This window comes from Nostoc sp. FACHB-280 (assembly GCF_014697615.1).
Lineage (GTDB): Bacteria > Cyanobacteriota > Cyanobacteriia > Cyanobacteriales > Nostocaceae > Nostoc_B.
Window position 1 is genome coordinate 15,831 of the sequence record NZ_JACJSD010000040.1, and the last position, 15,561, is coordinate 31,391.

General features: G+C 39.5%; 12 protein-coding genes. 5 read left to right on the top strand and 7 right to left on the bottom strand.

What is annotated here, in order from left to right; genetic code table 11:
* Positions 1-41: 41 nt before the first annotated feature.
* Positions 42-2,483, bottom strand: coding sequence for a UDP-galactopyranose mutase (gene glf, locus H6G75_RS24300; protein ID WP_190982504.1), 2,442 nt, complete (start codon positions 2,481-2,483; stop codon positions 42-44).
* 411 nt (positions 2,484-2,894) lie between these two features.
* On the opposite strand from glf, the gene ndhI reads away from it, so the two are divergent.
* On the top strand, positions 2,895-3,503 hold the full coding sequence (gene ndhI, locus H6G75_RS24305; RefSeq protein WP_190982505.1) for an NAD(P)H-quinone oxidoreductase subunit I: 609 nt from the start codon (positions 2,895-2,897) through the stop codon (positions 3,501-3,503).
* 143 nt (positions 3,504-3,646) lie between these two features.
* Here ndhI and H6G75_RS24310 read toward each other — a convergent pair whose 3' ends face one another.
* Together H6G75_RS24310 and H6G75_RS24315 are read right to left on the bottom strand one after the other, a co-directional pair.
* A complete protein-coding gene (locus H6G75_RS24310; RefSeq protein ID WP_190982506.1) occupies positions 3,647-4,462 on the bottom strand; it encodes an alpha/beta fold hydrolase in 816 nt (271 codons plus the stop codon).
* A 158-nt stretch (positions 4,463-4,620) separates the two neighbouring features.
* Positions 4,621-6,096, bottom strand: coding sequence for an amidohydrolase family protein (locus H6G75_RS24315; protein WP_190982507.1), 1,476 nt, complete (start codon positions 6,094-6,096; stop codon positions 4,621-4,623).
* Between the two features lie 270 nt (positions 6,097-6,366).
* Between H6G75_RS24315 and H6G75_RS24320 the strand changes: the two genes are divergently transcribed.
* Positions 6,367-7,161 carry an aspartyl/asparaginyl beta-hydroxylase domain-containing protein gene (locus H6G75_RS24320; protein WP_190982508.1) on the top strand — a complete coding sequence of 265 codons (795 nt, stop codon included), beginning with the start codon at positions 6,367-6,369 and terminating at the stop codon, positions 7,159-7,161.
* Between the two features lie 75 nt (positions 7,162-7,236).
* Here the strand turns inward: H6G75_RS24320 and H6G75_RS24325 are convergent, their stop codons facing one another.
* Together H6G75_RS24325 and H6G75_RS24330 are read right to left on the bottom strand one after the other, a co-directional pair.
* Positions 7,237-8,214, bottom strand: a complete 978-nt coding sequence (locus H6G75_RS24325; protein WP_190982509.1) for a DUF4437 domain-containing protein — start codon at positions 8,212-8,214, stop codon at positions 7,237-7,239.
* 57 nt (positions 8,215-8,271) lie between these two features.
* On the bottom strand, positions 8,272-9,612 hold the full coding sequence (locus tag H6G75_RS24330) for a Rieske 2Fe-2S domain-containing protein (RefSeq protein ID WP_190982510.1): 1,341 nt from the start codon (positions 9,610-9,612) through the stop codon (positions 8,272-8,274).
* Between the two features lie 221 nt (positions 9,613-9,833).
* Here H6G75_RS24330 and H6G75_RS24335 point away from each other — a divergent pair, with 221 nt between their 5' ends.
* Positions 9,834-10,232: a nuclear transport factor 2 family protein gene (locus tag H6G75_RS24335; RefSeq protein WP_190982511.1), complete on the top strand. Its 399-nt coding sequence runs from the start codon at positions 9,834-9,836 to the stop codon at positions 10,230-10,232.
* Positions 10,233-10,263: 31 nt separating this feature from the next.
* Here the strand turns inward: H6G75_RS24335 and H6G75_RS24340 are convergent, their stop codons facing one another.
* Positions 10,264-10,740, bottom strand: a complete 477-nt coding sequence (locus H6G75_RS24340; protein ID WP_190982512.1) for a hypothetical protein — start codon at positions 10,738-10,740, stop codon at positions 10,264-10,266.
* Positions 10,741-10,979: 239 nt separating this feature from the next.
* On the opposite strand from H6G75_RS24340, the gene H6G75_RS24345 reads away from it, so the two are divergent.
* Both H6G75_RS24345 and H6G75_RS24350 read left to right on the top strand, forming a co-directional pair.
* A complete protein-coding gene (locus tag H6G75_RS24345) occupies positions 10,980-12,008 on the top strand; it encodes a 1-acyl-sn-glycerol-3-phosphate acyltransferase (protein WP_190982513.1) in 1,029 nt (342 codons plus the stop codon).
* 534 nt (positions 12,009-12,542) lie between these two features.
* A complete protein-coding gene (locus H6G75_RS24350; RefSeq protein WP_190982514.1) occupies positions 12,543-14,627 on the top strand; it encodes a hypothetical protein in 2,085 nt (694 codons plus the stop codon).
* A gap of 182 nt (positions 14,628-14,809) precedes the next feature.
* On the opposite strand, the gene rppA is transcribed toward H6G75_RS24350, so the two are convergent.
* On the bottom strand, positions 14,810-15,508 hold the full coding sequence (rppA, locus tag H6G75_RS24355) for a two-component system response regulator RppA (RefSeq protein WP_190982515.1): 699 nt from the start codon (positions 15,506-15,508) through the stop codon (positions 14,810-14,812).
* Positions 15,509-15,561: the final 53 nt, after the last annotated feature.

The following is a 15,561-nucleotide window of genomic DNA, read 5'->3' on the forward strand; positions in this document are numbered from 1 at the left end:
CTGCGTCTCTGCGTGAGAGAAAAATCATTCCACTTCCAAACTCAAACTTTCACAGCAATTTGCTTGTAAACAGACAAAGCCTGAGCCACACATTGATCCATGTTGTAATACTTATAAGTTGCTAACCGTCCCACAAAATAGATCCCTGCTGTGTTATCTGCCAAAGCCTTATATTGCCTGTAAATCTCCTGATTTTCAGGACGCGGTACAGGATAATAAGGATCGCCCTCAGCTTGAGGAAATTCATAGACAACACTAGTTTTAGAATGTTCCTGTCCAGTCAAGTATTTAAACTCAGTTACACGGGTGTAGAGGTGTTCATTGGGGTAGTTGATGACTGGCGCAGGTTGAAATACTGGGATGTTGTGTGTCTCATGTTTGAAATCCAGTGACCGATAAGGTAATTTGCCATAACGGTAATCAAAAAACTCATCCACTGGCCCCGTATAAACCATTTCTCGACAAGGTATCGCTTTTTCGATTTCTCGATAATCGGTATTCAGCATTACCTTGATGTTGGGATGATTCAACATATTCTCAAACATCCGGGTAAAGCCGTGAAGTGGCATAGCTTGGTATGTATCGGTAAAATAGCGATCGTCTCGATTAATACGGGTAGGAATTCTCGCTATCACTGATTTATCAAGTTCTGATGGATCTAATCCCCATTGCTTTTTGGTGTAACCCCGGAAAAACTTTTCATATAAAACTCGCCCAACTTTGCTGACCACCACATCCTCTGAAGTTTGTATGTATTCCTTTGGTTCAGCCAGTGATTTAAAAAACTCTTCCGCCTCAAAAGAATTGAGGTTCATACCATAGAGTTTGTTAATGGTGTCTAAATTAATGGGGATAGGAACAAGTTGCCCTTCTACACTAGCTAAAACGCGATGTTCATAAGCACGCCATTGAGTGAAGCGCGAAAGGTACTCAAAGACTTCGCGGGAATTGGTATGGAAGATATGCGGCCCATATTTATGGATGAGAACACCATCTTCGTTGTAATGATCGTAAGCATTCCCGCCAATGTGGTTACGTTTATCGACAACTAAAACTTTCTTTCCCGACTGAGTGGCTAAACGTTCCGCAATCACACTACCAGAAAACCCTGCACCGACAATCAGATAATCAAAAACAAAATTTCTAGTAATAATATTGGGTGCTTGTTTACCTGCAACGGCACCATTGGAACTCATTTTATCCTCTTTGCTGTGGGTGGCGATCGCAGAGTCTATTAGTTTCATCATCGATGCCAAAGTCCGATCCCAAGAAATCTTTTCTAAAAAAGCATCAACCCGACTCAACCAACCTGTGGCTGAATTATCTTCTTGCATTGCTTGTTCAGCAGCAACTACAAACTCATCAACCGTATCTGCAATTCTTACTAGTTTCGATTCTCCATAAGGACGCACCACATCTCGAATCGAAGTAGAAACTACGGGTTTAGCTGCGGCTAAATACTCTGGGGTTTTGGTAGGACTAATAAAGCGGGTGGCTTCATTGCGTGCAAATGGTAGCATCGCCAAGTCCCATCCAGCTAAGTATGCAGGTAGTTCTTTATAGTCTTTACTACCGAGATAATGAATATTCTCACGCTGCGGCAGAATTGCTGGGTCAATTTTCACCACTGGGCCAATTATTACCAAATGCCAATCGGGACGCGTCTCAGCCACACCACGTAACAGTTCAATATCCATCCGTTCATCAATTACGCCAAAGAAGCCGAGACGCGGATGAGGTATGTTTGCTTGATCTGCTGGTTCTGCAATATTTCTCGCTTGGGCGAAGTGCGCCACATCTACACTGCTAGGAAAAGCATAAACATTGGGGTGCTGATTGACTTTATTTTCGTAAAGGCTTTGCCCACCTGTAAATACCAAATCTGCACGGCGGAATAATTCTGCTTCATAGCCCTTTAATTTGGGTGATGCGCCTTTGAACGCAGATAATTCATCCATGCAATCATAGATAATTGCCTGGGGTTGCAAGTGGTTAGTGAAAGCGATCGCCATTGGTGTGTAATACCAACAGATATAATTGCTAATGCTGTATTCTGCAAATAAACCATCAAGCAGCAGACATAAATCTGCGTTGATCCCTTCTTCACTCAACCCCTCTGGTAAGTGTGGTACAACAACCACTACCCCGTGATCATCTTGCCGGATATCTAACCGCCCTAACGTTTCTTTGCTAAAAACTGGCTCTTCAATAAAATATACTCGCCTTTCTTGCACACAACGACTCAATATATGTTGTGGTCTTTGATAAACAAAATTCCACCGCAAATGAGAAAAACACACTATATCAGGCGTATCTGTGAAAACTGTGTCTTTTCTATTTGCTTTTTGGCTAGAAGTAAAATCTGTTGAAGATACACCTAAAGATGATTGTTTTGCTAGTTCTGATAATGTTGTTTCACTCACTTGCGATGATGTCATATGGTTAGATTTTTGAGCTTTGATGCCTGATTTTTTTTGTGTCATACTTCAACCAAATAGATATATTTGTGAATTAAACTTAAACAGTAAAATTCACTAATTTTTGAGATATTTTTATTCAAAGACTGTTCAAATACATCACAATATTTTTTAATCTCTAATTATTAATGTTAAAAAATATCCTTTGTCTATACTCCCACCATACATAGATATCTTCATCTATCAAAAGAATCACATCTCTTTGTTAAGTTAAATAACTAAAACGGTTATTATGTGGCTTACTAAGGAACTTCAATGAGAGAAAACAGATAATATAGCTTTAATTATTTTTGATAATTTATTGTATTTTAACTGACACTAAATTTTCACATTAATTCTGCCGTTTGAGGGAGTTAACTATTAGTAATTACTATTAACGTGCTGATTAATAGCACTATTAGCTAACAGTGGTTTTTTATGTTTAATTTTCTTAAGGAAGTTGGTAATTATGCCAAACACAGTTTCCAAGCCGGGCTATACATCGGGCAAGGTCTATCAGTTACTTTTGACCACATGCGTCGCCGTCCCATTACTGTACAGTATCCTTACGAAAAACTGATACCCTCTGAAAGATTTCGCGGAAGAATTCACTTTGAGTTTGATAAGTGTATCTCTTGTGAAGTTTGTGTGCGAGTCTGCCCAATTAATTTGCCAGTAGTAGATTGGGAATTTGACAAAGCGAGCAAAAAGAAAAAGCTCAAACATTACAGCATAGATTTTGGAGTTTGTATTTTTTGTGGTAATTGTGTAGAATTCTGCCCCACAAACTGTCTTTCATTTACTGAAGAATATGAACTTAGCGTTTATGATCGCCATGAGTTGAACTTAGATAATGTGGCGATGGGAAGATTGCCTTACAAAGTTACCGAAGATGCAATGGTAACACCGCTACGGGAATTAGTGTACTTACCAAAGGGTATTTTAAATCCTCACGGAGTGTCTGATGATGCTCATCGAGCAGGTATGTTGCCATCTGAAATATTAGAACAAGCCGTAGACGATGTTAATGAAACTAATTCTTTGTAAAATGACAGCTAATTGCAGCTAAATTTATGGACTCGATAGCAATATAATAAAGTGCTACCGCTAAGGGACTTCCAACTAAATATTTTTTTGTTGGGTGTAAATTTTCTTGAGGTAGGAGTGCGATCGCTCTTTAACAGTACACACTATTTTTCCAGAAAGTCAACTACTACTTTTCCTACTTCTGTTGGTATTTGATTCACCATCCATAGGCTTCCACCTTCTAGTTCTACTCTTTGATTGTGAGGAATTACTTCCTTAAGCCACGATTGATTCTCTGCTTTGGCTAAACCAACTTTTTCTAAAGGTTCTAAAGCTTTTTCTCCAGATAAAATCAGAGTCGGACACTGAATTAAGCGAAATCTTTCTGGAGCAGAAAGACAATAGTTGGCGACTGCAATCCCAGGATATACAGGAGAGCCAAAGCACTTCAAATCATCTAAAACACAACGGTGATTTAACTCGCCATTACCAATATAATTAACACGAGATAACCATTGTGCCATCAAATGAGAGCCATCGTCTTGAATTTGAAATCCTTGAGAATATCTTTTGAGAATTTTGTCTTGCTCTTGTGCATCAAAGGCAAGTAAATTACAGAGAATCAGCTTATCAACACGATTTGGATACACTGCGGCTAATTCTCCGGCAATATAACCCCCAGTCAGACTACCGAAAATACTCGTTTTTTCAATGTTTAATTCATCCAAAAGTGCGATCGCTGTTTTTGCATAGTCTGCAACTGAATAAACTCTAGGTGGCTTGTCAGAATCACCCAACCCCATTAAATCCATTGCAATGACTAATTTTTTCTCCGCTAAAATCGGCATCAATTCGTGAAATTCGTCACTACTACGGGGAGTCATGTGTAGTAAAAGTATGGGTTCACCTTTTCCACCTATCCGGTAAAGAATTTGTCCATCTTCTGTGTCTAAAAATGCTCTTTTAATTTGTTGGCTCATTTTTTATACACCTTCAATAAATGCAATTTAAATTTAAATTTGAGATTACACAACTACAATCATTTTGCTCATTGTCTGTCATCAAAGATGATGCAATTTTATATGTTCAGTTTGGCTTCTCTTTTGATTTACCCAGCAAATTTCTGTTTTCGTATTGATCACAAAATAGAGCGTTTTAAATAACGCCCTGTCGGCGAACCTAAAACCTGTCCGTTGTGATAAATCAAATGTCCTCGCAAAAAAGTACTCTTAACTCTTGCGGTTAACTCCATACCCTCAAACGGTGTGTAACCTTGCTGTGATTCTGACTCAGCTGCACGTACCACAAAATTTTCATTTGGATCTACTAACACCAAGTCTGCATCATAACCAACAGCAATATCTCCTTTTTGCAATACACCAAAGCGCCGCGATGGGTTCCACGATAGCAACTTAGCAATATGGTTGTAAGACATTCCCCGCTTACTACCTTCACTTAATACACCCGAAAGTAGATATTCCGTACCGCCGAAACCAGACTTGGCTAACCAAATATTATGGGGGTCTTTCGCACTGCGTTTTTGTTCCGCAGAACAGCAAGCATGGTCACTTACTATCCAATCTACTTGATTATCCAATATCGCTTGCCATAAATATTCCACATCAGCACGGGGACGAATTGGCGGGTTAACTTTTGCCCAAGTACCATTAGGACTATCAACATCTAAAAGTAAATGTCCCACCGTCACTTCTCGCCGGAAATTAATATGAGGAAAAGCAGTTTGCATAGTCAACGCTGCTTCCATTGCTTTGCGCGAACTCAGATGTAACAAATTGATATTTGCACAATTAGTTTCATGTGCTAAATAAGCCGCAATACAAATTGCTAAACCTTCAGAATGAGGCGGACGTGCAGCACTATAAGCAGACAGTCCACTCAGACTAGAATCGTTGGCGACTATTTTGGTATAAGCGTTGAGAATTTCGGCAACTTCGCAATGCAAACTTAAGCTAATAGTATCTCGTGCTGTTGGATATTCTTCCATCAAACGAGTTATACCACGCATGATAAATTCAAAATGGGCAAAGTCGTAGCGTTCTTCTTTATTAATCATCAAAAACAAGTTTTGCTGGTCTGACAAACCATGCAACCCATAACCGCCATAAAACATGAAAATCTTAAATGAAGATACCCCATGTTCTGTAAACAATAAAGGTATTTCGTCGATATGTTGGCTGGCTATGGGTGCAACGTGATAGCTGTAATCAACAAAAAAATTACCTGTGGATAATGCCAATACTTCAGGAAAAAAATCGCGATAGGAACCACCTTTGTTGAGATAATATTGTCCAGTGCGAATGTAATTTAAACTAGTTGTAACTCCCCCCATTGCGGCAGCTTTACTTTCTGTGACTGCATCTTGATTGAGGGGTTGATAAATGCCAATGTGCATGTGAGCATCCACAACCCCTGGAAAGCCGAGTAAATTTTTAGCATCGAAGATTTCTTTGGCTTGTGTGGCGCTAATATTAGGGGCAATATCCACAAATTTACCATCTTTAATGCCTAAATCCAGTAGTTCGACTGCATCTTGATGAGGGCGAACTACTCGCACATTTTTAATAACTTTATCTAATAAGGGAGGTTCAGACACAGTAGACCTCAGACTAAAATAAGTATATCAGCTTAAATTCTGGCTGGTTTAACCAGAAATTTTTATATATTACTGGAACCTCGGCTAAAAACTATGATTATGTAATAGTTTTTAGTAAGTATTCAGAATAAAGAATACAGAAGTCAGAATTGATCACATTTGGATAACTTGTAGTTTGAGGTTATGAGAATCTCTGTCTAGTAAAACCTTTACTTATCAATGATTCTGAATTCTGACATCTTTTATTCAATTAACTTCAGGATAAAAACAATGGCAACTTTTAATGAATATCATCTCGACCCCCAGCAATTTCCGTTTCTCCACAGTCTGGAAGATGAATGGCAAGTCATTAGGGATGAGTTTACTAGCTTTAGGCAGCAGGCATCAACTGAAGAGTTAAAATTTGCTTACGATGTTTTGGGGCCTAAGAGTAAAACAATTAAAACTAAAGGTGATTCAAAATATAGTGCTTTTGGAATTTTATTCCAAGGTTTATTTATTGAGGAATATATTCAATTACATCAAATCCAATATCCAGATGATGGCACAGATGAGGCAGCAGCAAAAGCTCTTTCTTTAAGAAAGAAATATTTACCAAATTTAGCGAAGGCTATTGAAAAAGTTAACTTTAAGGAAGATAATATCCTGAGAAATGTTTATTTTGGGACATTTCATCCAGGTTTGGATATCAAGCTGCATGTTAACTATAACCCACACATGAATCGCGGCTATTTGGGCTTGATTGTGCCGGAGGGTGATGTGGCGATGAAAATTTGCTATGACCAGCTTTATTGGCATGAAGGTAAGTTTTTGATTTTAGATCATAGCTATCCCCACTGTCCTCACAATTACACTGATTATGATCGAACTGTTTTGGTCGTAGACTTTTTTAAACCAGAAAAATCTAGAGAAGAAGTCAGGGAATTTGAACAAGAACAAGTTACAAAACGTATGCAAGATAATCCTTACAGTTTAGGTGTGTTTGGTAAGAGTGATAAAGCAACAGTCGAAGATTTTATTAAGTATGGTTTAGCTCATCAATTAGAGTGGGATAAGGCTTTGTAAGTGCAATTAAGTCACAGGCAAATGTCAAATAGATTGTTAATTTTTGATTTTAGACTTTTGCCTGTCATTGACTATTTACTTGTGCTGATTCAGTGCAGACTGAAGACGTGCATCGTCTTGCTGAGTAATATCTGGGTTATGCAGTATCCAATAACAATCTAAGCGATCGCTTGTCCGAAATAACAGCAGTGCGCCACTTTCTGTCCAAAATGGGCCGTGGGGAACATGAGCAGGTCGCCAATAGTAACCATCTTTGCACATTGCTGCATAACGTCTATTAAATGGATCATCGCTCATTGACCAATGTCCCAGTACATCTCCACTGATGACATAAGCTTCTTCGGTAGTGGGATGACCTGCATAAAAGTTACCTTCTATCCACATTGGTACTAAACCAAGAACCCAGGTGGCGCGTCCGGTTTTTTTGTTGGTATACAAACTTTTACGCGCTGAACCAGGCGGTAAGAAAGTTGTGCTTTCCCATTTCATGGCGTGGAGTTCTTGCAATGGTATATACTCAGCCATGCGTGGATGCGTCTGCATATTCCCGTGGTATAAAGAAGTGGCAGGAATTTGCTCTAGGCTGGCATAGTCTTCTGTAATATAAGTGGGGGTAGCGTCTGGCATCCACAACAGAATTGTGTCTTCTTCGGTTTTCCAAGGGCCTGTAGGTATACCAGCCGGAATATATGAGTAACTGAGATTGCGAAGTTTAAATCCACCTTGGCAAAGTGTACCTGTCAGGACGAAAATTTCTACATCTGTGGTGAAATGACCGATAGGTGCGTTCCAACCTTGTTTGAGGATGACTCGTTGTGTAGATTCACCAGTACTGTCGTTGATGGATAAAATCTGAGTCGTACCATATTCACCAGTGACAAAGTTTTTTACCTCAAACGGTACTTGTGGGAAGTTAATCACTGAGTTGAGTGATGCTTCTGTTTCAACATGCTTGCGTCCTGTCCAAGTTTGATTACTTGTGTCTGTCTGTGGAAGGTTCACATTTTGATGCTGTAAATATGAACTTTTATTATCTTCGTATGCTTGCACCATATTTATTTGCGATATCCATGAATTGATGAGTTACAAAAGTTAGATTTAGCTGAAAAACTAATGACGAGTATAAGCACGTTCAAATTTAGTTTTTAATTGCTGTGCTGCAAAGGCTAATACTACTGCGAATAAACTAGCTGCCACAGCTACAGGTTTAACCCAAGAGTTATCTGTAAGTATAGCTAAAGCCGCAAGTGCGATCGCTACTCCAATTAAAATTTGCTTGCTTGAGTTTGTCACCCGATAAGCTTGATTGCAAGAACTACAGATTTGAGTATGTTGCGATAATCTATCCAAGGTCAGCGAACTTTCCTGTAACTCATTGCTATGAAAGTTTTTCTCTGAGTCATAACCTTGATAAAATGGCAAACCTTGACCGAATTTATCTAACCATTTGCGATACTCAACTACTAATGTGTCAGAAGTTTTGAGTGGTAAATAAATTTCCTTGAGACTTTTTCCTAAACGCTCAATTTGTCTTTTTTGTTCCACAACAATTTGCAAATCCCCTTCTAAAATTATGTTGCGGATCATAATATGGTCGAACCATCTGGGCATCAACTTTACTTGCCAAGGGAAGAAATTTCCATAGTTTCGCAGCAAAATTCGACATCTGTCTTTACACATAGGTAGGGAATACAAAACTACTCCCCCAAATTTGCCTATATGACTATTGCTAGATTGATAAATAACTAAGTTAGGTGCAACAAAATTTAATAACGACCAAGGCTGGTGCTGTTGTCTGGTGCTGCGCCATCTCCCACGAATGCCTGACAATGAACTATCAAGAACTTCTAGGTCAAGTGGTTGGGCATTTTCGCGTTTACCAACAATACCATCATGGCTAATGTAAACATGGGCTGGGTCAATGACATTTTCAATAAAATATGTTTGGTCGTAAGGTAAATCTCGGATGTAATCTGTACAAAATACCCCTGGTTTGTCTAATTCTGGGATTATGGGGATTAATTCTTCAAGAGGTTGTTCTTGCCCAGCCCACATCCAAATTATCCCTTGGCGTTCTACTACAGGCAAAGATTTAACACAGGCTTTGGCAGGAATTTTGGCATCTTGTGGTAATTGTGGAATATGCAAACATTGACCATCAATTCCAAATTGCCAGCCGTGATATAAGCACTCAATTCTGCCATCAATAATTTGTCCATCAGATAGTCTAGCAGCGCGGTGAGAACAACGGTCTGTTAAACAACCTAATTTTCCTTCTTGATTTCTGAATAAAACCAAGGGTTCATTATATAAGGAAAATCTGTAAGGCTTGTCTTTTGGTAAATCTTGTGTAAACGCAATGGGATACCAGCAGTTTTGCCAGTCAAACTCTTGATGGGTTGCTGGTGTTGGCGAGGTTTCGGAAATTGCTTTATCAGGTGCGATCGCCATATATTTTCACTCATTTTTTAGCTTAAAACATACAATAAAATCGTAAATATTATTATTGATAATTGTTAATTAACATTTAGGAGAGATATTAAAATTGGCATATTTTAATATCTCTCCCTAGAGAATGATGACTTTATAAATAAAATCTGATTTATACATTTTTATGTGAGATAACAAATATGGTTTAAAGTTGACGCTGAGTGTATAAATAGTTGAGAACAATGACACAAGACCCTGCAAATACATTAAAAGTTGCTCACCAAGCATTTGAAAATTTTACATACGGTCTAGCGACGGGAGAATGGCAAAAGTTTCTCGATATGCTAACAGAAGATTTTAGCTTATGGTTTCCGATGGGTAAATTTCATGGTTTGAATGAGGGGAAAGAACGCGCCCAAGAGTTTTTTCAATATGTTTCAGAATCTTTTGGTTCGGGAATTACTTTAACTGCTGTTGACCGTGTTACTAGTAATGATCAAACCGTCGTCTTTGAGTTTCGTGACGAAGGTCTATTATTAGGACAACCTTACAAAAACCGTGTTGCGGTGTCTTTTGATGTGCGCGGCGATAGAATTTGTGCTTACCGAGAATATTTTGGCAGTGATGGGAAATCCTATTAATTGATTAAGAGTAAATAGCCTATGATCAGTGTTAATTGAGTTCTTTTAATTCTTGACATTTAGCTTCGGCGGCTTGATAAGCTGCTAAATATTCTTGACCTCCTAACATCACATCACCATAGTATTCATAAGGTGTTGTGCCGTAAATTGGTAAGGGGTCATCTTCGGGATAATCCTCTTTTGATTCTTCGATGATAGCTTTGAGTTGTTTAGCGTTTAAACTTTGTGCGGCAAAATACCAAAGTTCTTGGTTGGCTTTACTAATGTGAGGTAAGTTGGGGTCAATGATGCGTGTAACGGAATCTTCCCCAGAGGTATCTTTTAATTCAATCCAACCATGTTCAACAGGGCGATAAGGTTTACCAGCATAAACTAAAAAACCTTGAACATAAATTGCCCCCTCGGTCGATAATGCTGCTTTGTAAGCATTATCAAAAGTTTTATTTGCTTTACTTTTAATGCGTTTAGCAATTTCTAACGAAAAAGTTTCATCTAATACTTTATTCATTTACAGAGGAAATTTCAGTGCGTACTTATATTATTCTATCACTGGCGTAGACTGGATTGAATTGATTGAGATATCAGGTGATCGCTCTTTATCTTTACAAAAATACTAATAACTATAAATATTGCTAAACTCCAGCTACAAATGTCAATTATTTTACATCTACAGTAGGATATCCATCTTAAATTTAAACACTTAAAATATACACTTAAGTATACTCTTGTCTAATCCACATAACCATCGTGATTAATCAACACTCCGAGAGTGTCTTTCACCAAACCCTAGAAACATCCTCAGACAAAGGCTATAAATTTAGTTGGTTTGATTGGATTTGTCTGTGGTATCCGCCAGGATGGTTAATTTTGTTTAACCGTCACTGGCAACATTATCACAGTGACCCAGATGGTTGGAATTGGTTGGAATATATATTATTTCTGATACCGTGTGGGTTTTATTTAGCACTACTAATTCGATGGTTGCGCTTGGGTTGTCGTTCCCCTAGAAAAGAAGTTGGAGAATTTAACCCCAAATATCAACAAGCTTTTCGGCAAGAAATTTTAGCCCCAATTGTGAAATATTATTTTCGGGGAGAACTGCAACAAATTGAGCATTTGCCACAAACAGGGCCAATGATTGTGGCAATGAATCACGCAGGGATGTGTTTTCCTTGGGATTTTCTGACTTTGGGTTATTTGTTAAGTGAAACACAGGGATGGGTAGTGCAACCATTAGCCAATGTCTCTTTATTTGAACATCCTTGGATGATTTGGTGGCTACCATCCCAATGGTCGCAAGTATTAGGTGCAGTGCGAGCAGAAATTCACGACTTTGAGACAGCGATCGCACATGGTAAAATTTTGCTGTATGCACCCGAAGGCATACGTGGGCCGGGTAAAGGCTGGCAAAAACGCTATCAACTGCAAAAATTCGATATCAGCTTTATTCAGTTGAGCGATCGCTATCATATACCGATTACGCCAGTAGTTTGCATAGGTAGCGAATTTTTGCATCCTTGGACTGTAAATAGTAAAAAGTTGCAACGCATCATCAAACTACCATTTTTACCCATATCTCCATTAATGTTTATCTTGCTATTATTTCCCTCAATGGGAGTTTGGGCAATGAAAACACGCTTACGATATTTTATCCAACCCTTAGAACAGCAGATTCATACAAGTAAAGACCGTGCTGATACTTATCAAAAAGCTCAACTATTGAGAAATAAACTGCAAACTCAAATTACTAGAATGTTGAAGAATGTAAACCCGTAAAAATACTCAAATTAATTTTCAAGCTTATCTAAATATAATTTAGGAGTTAAGAAGTCCAAATTCCGAGTTGAATTCTGTATTCTCATACATTAACAGTTGTCTAATTAGTCTTGATGTAGTAATTTTATTTAAGCTTTGGGTATAAACACTGTATATATATATAAATACATAAAAAATCTTCTTTTCATTCTTGAAATTAAAGTTCTGATAAAAAAATAAAGCAACTTATAGACTCTTTAGAACTTAGTGTGCCAATTTATATCTATGCAATCGCTGAGAACCATAATTCAGAGATTGACTTTAGGTGCATCTTCCATTGAACTCACTAGCAAGTAGAAGTTGCTGTTAGATAAACTCAGTGAGCTAACCCAGGATTGAATACTGATTTGCAGAAATCGATTAGCTTTCGCAAAGCAATTTATAGGCTGAGTGCGTAATGGCTTCAAAACTAGATTTTGAAGGAGAGTTTCTGCTGCCAAGTGTTTTTATGAAACTTTTTAGATGCGAAAAGGAGAATTAAAAAAAGTGACACAAATGAACTCAAAAAAACTCATAGGTTACATAACCTGTGGCGTATCATCATTAGCGGTAGTCATGGCTGGGCAAATGTCGCAAGCAAACGCAGCAGCCATGAGCTTTACAACCACAAACTTTACAGGCAGTTCCCTACAAGCCAAATATACATTAGATGACACCATAGCCGGAGCAGGGAAAGTTCAGTTTAAAGTAGAATTTATCACCGACTCAACCTATAAAAATATTGGAGACATTCGCGGAGTATTCTTCGACATCAAAGACAACTACCTTCTATCAGGACTAAAAGTCACAGGTGTAGGTGGAACAGACATCACAACAACAGCCTACAGTAACTTAGGACTACTAGAAAGCGTCGGTCAAGCTGGTCTCAATGGAGATGGTAATACCCATAAATTTGACTTTGGGATCGAAATTGGTGATAACGGTTTAAAAGGTGGGTCAGATGATTTCCGCACAGCCACCTTTGTTCTATCTCACAGCACAGCAGCCTTAACCCTAGATCAATTTTTTGGTCAAGAATTCGGCTTACGTGCAACCAGTGTAGGAGTTGCTGGTTCGAGTCGAGAAGGAAGTAGCAAACTAGCAGGGATAGCAACATCAGCACCCACATCAATACAAACACTCAAAGAAGAATACAACAAATTAGTTGCCGAAGCTGACGAGGCAGAGGAAACCGCCAAAACAGCTAAATCCAATTACGATAGATATCAAAAAGACGCTGACAACAAAAAAGCTGACTACGAGAGATATCAAAGAGACGCAGACAGCAAGAAAGCTGATTACGAGAAAGCTCAGAAAGACGCAGACACCGACAAAGCTGACTACGAGAGATATCAAAGAGACGCAGACAGCAAAAAAGCTGACTACGATAGATATCAAAAAGACGCTGATAATAAAAAAGCTGACTACGAAAAATCTCAAAAAGACGCAGACAGCAAAAAAGCCGAATATCAGAAAGCCCAGCAAGATGCAGACAACAAGAAAGCTGATTGTGACAAAGCTCAGAAAGATGCTGACAGCAAAAAAGCAGCTTATGAGAAAGCCCAGCAAGAAGCCAACAAAGCTTCTGGTTCAGACAGAGCCAAAAAGCAACAAGAAGCTAATAATAAGAAAGCCGAATACGAGCAAGCTCAGAAAGAGGCTAATAACAAGAAAGCGGAATATGAGCAAGCTCAGAAATCTGCTGACAATAAAAAAGCAGACTGTGACAAAGCTCAGAAAGACGCTGATATCAAGAAAGCAGACTGTGATAAAGCTCAGAAAGAGGCTAATAACAAGAAAGCAGACTGTGACAAAGCTCAGAAAGACGCTGATACAAAGAAGGCTGATTACCAGAAATCACAGAAAAACGCTGATACAAAGAAAGCAGACTGTGACAAAGCTCAGAAAGAAGCTCAGAGCAAGAAAGATGATTGTGACAAGGCTCACAAAGAAGCTCAAAGCAAGAAAGATGATTGTGACAAGGCTCAAAAACACGCTAACAACAAAAAGTATGATGCTTACAACAAGAAGATAGAGTGCGATAAGGCTGAGAAACCTACACCATCACCAGCGCCAGCACCAGCACCAGCGCCTGTACCAGCACCCGCACCCGCACCAGCACCAGCGCCTGTACCAGCACCCGCACCAGCACCAGCGCCTGTACCAGCACCCGCACCAGCACCAGCGCCTGTACCAGTGCCTGCACCTGCGCCAGCACCAGCACCAGCGCCAGTACCAGCACCAGCACCAGCACCAGCACCAGCGCCAGTACCAGTGCCTGCACCAGCACCAGCGCCTGCACCCGCACCAGCGCCAGTACCAGCACCAGCACCAGCACCCGCACCCGCACCAACACCAACACCAGCGCCAGTACCAGCACCTACACCCGCACCTGCACCAGTACCAACGCCTGCACCCGCACCAACACCAGCACCCGCACCAGCCCCTGCGCCTGCTCCATCTCCCACAACTTACTATCAACCGCCTACTTCTCAGCCTCAACCTAAGAAGGTACCTGAGCCTAGTACACTAGCTGCTTTGGGCTTATTCGGTCTCAGTACTATCAGGTTGAAGAAAATCAACAAGAAAAATGATTTGTAAGCTTCGGCAATACTGTTAAGCTTTCATATTTAGCTAGATATGGGTTGAGAGGTAACAAAAAACTTCTCACCCATTTTTTTATAGTGAAAAATACTTGTAGCATTCCTGTTGGAGATATGAAGAAAAGAGACAAGGTAGAGTGATGTTTGTAAATCAAATAGATTGCTATGGTTTTGTATATCTCAGATTGACTCAACAAAAGTATTACCGAAGCGATAGCCTTTACCATACACTGTGTGAATCAAAGTAGTTTCTTTACCTACCTCAATCTTGCGGCGCAACAGGCGAATTAATGCTGCTATGACGTTGCTACTTGGTTGTTCTTCATCGTCCCAGAGATGTTCCATAATTTGGGCGTGAGTTAGCAACTGTCCTGTGTGTTCCATAAAGTATTGCAAAAGTTGACTTTCTTTTTGGGAGAGTTCAATGATGCGTCCTTGGCGGTAAGCTACTTGGTTGTCGCAATCAAGTTCTAAATCAGCAACAACTAATCTTCCTGGTGTGGTTTCATAGGTTTGGGAAGCGCCACGACGCAATAAGGCGCGGACTCTGGCTAACAACTCGCGTAATTCAAAGGGTTTGACTAAATAATCATCTGCACCAGCATCTAAACCTTGCACGCGATCGTCTAAAGTATCTTTAGCGGTAAGAAACAACACAGGTGTATTTTTTCCTTGTCGTCGCAATTCTTGGCAAATTTCTAATCCAGTTTTTCCTGGCAACATCCAATCTAAAATTAGTAAGTCATAGTGACTGGCTGCGGCCAGTTGACTACCATTCGCCCCATCATAAGCGGCATCTACGGTGTAACCTTCACGAGTTAACACACGGCTTAAGGGGTCTGTTAATTCTACTTCATCGTCAACTAATAAAATTCTCATGCTGCTTATGGTAAGCAATCGAGATATTCTCAATAATAAATGAACTGTCTACA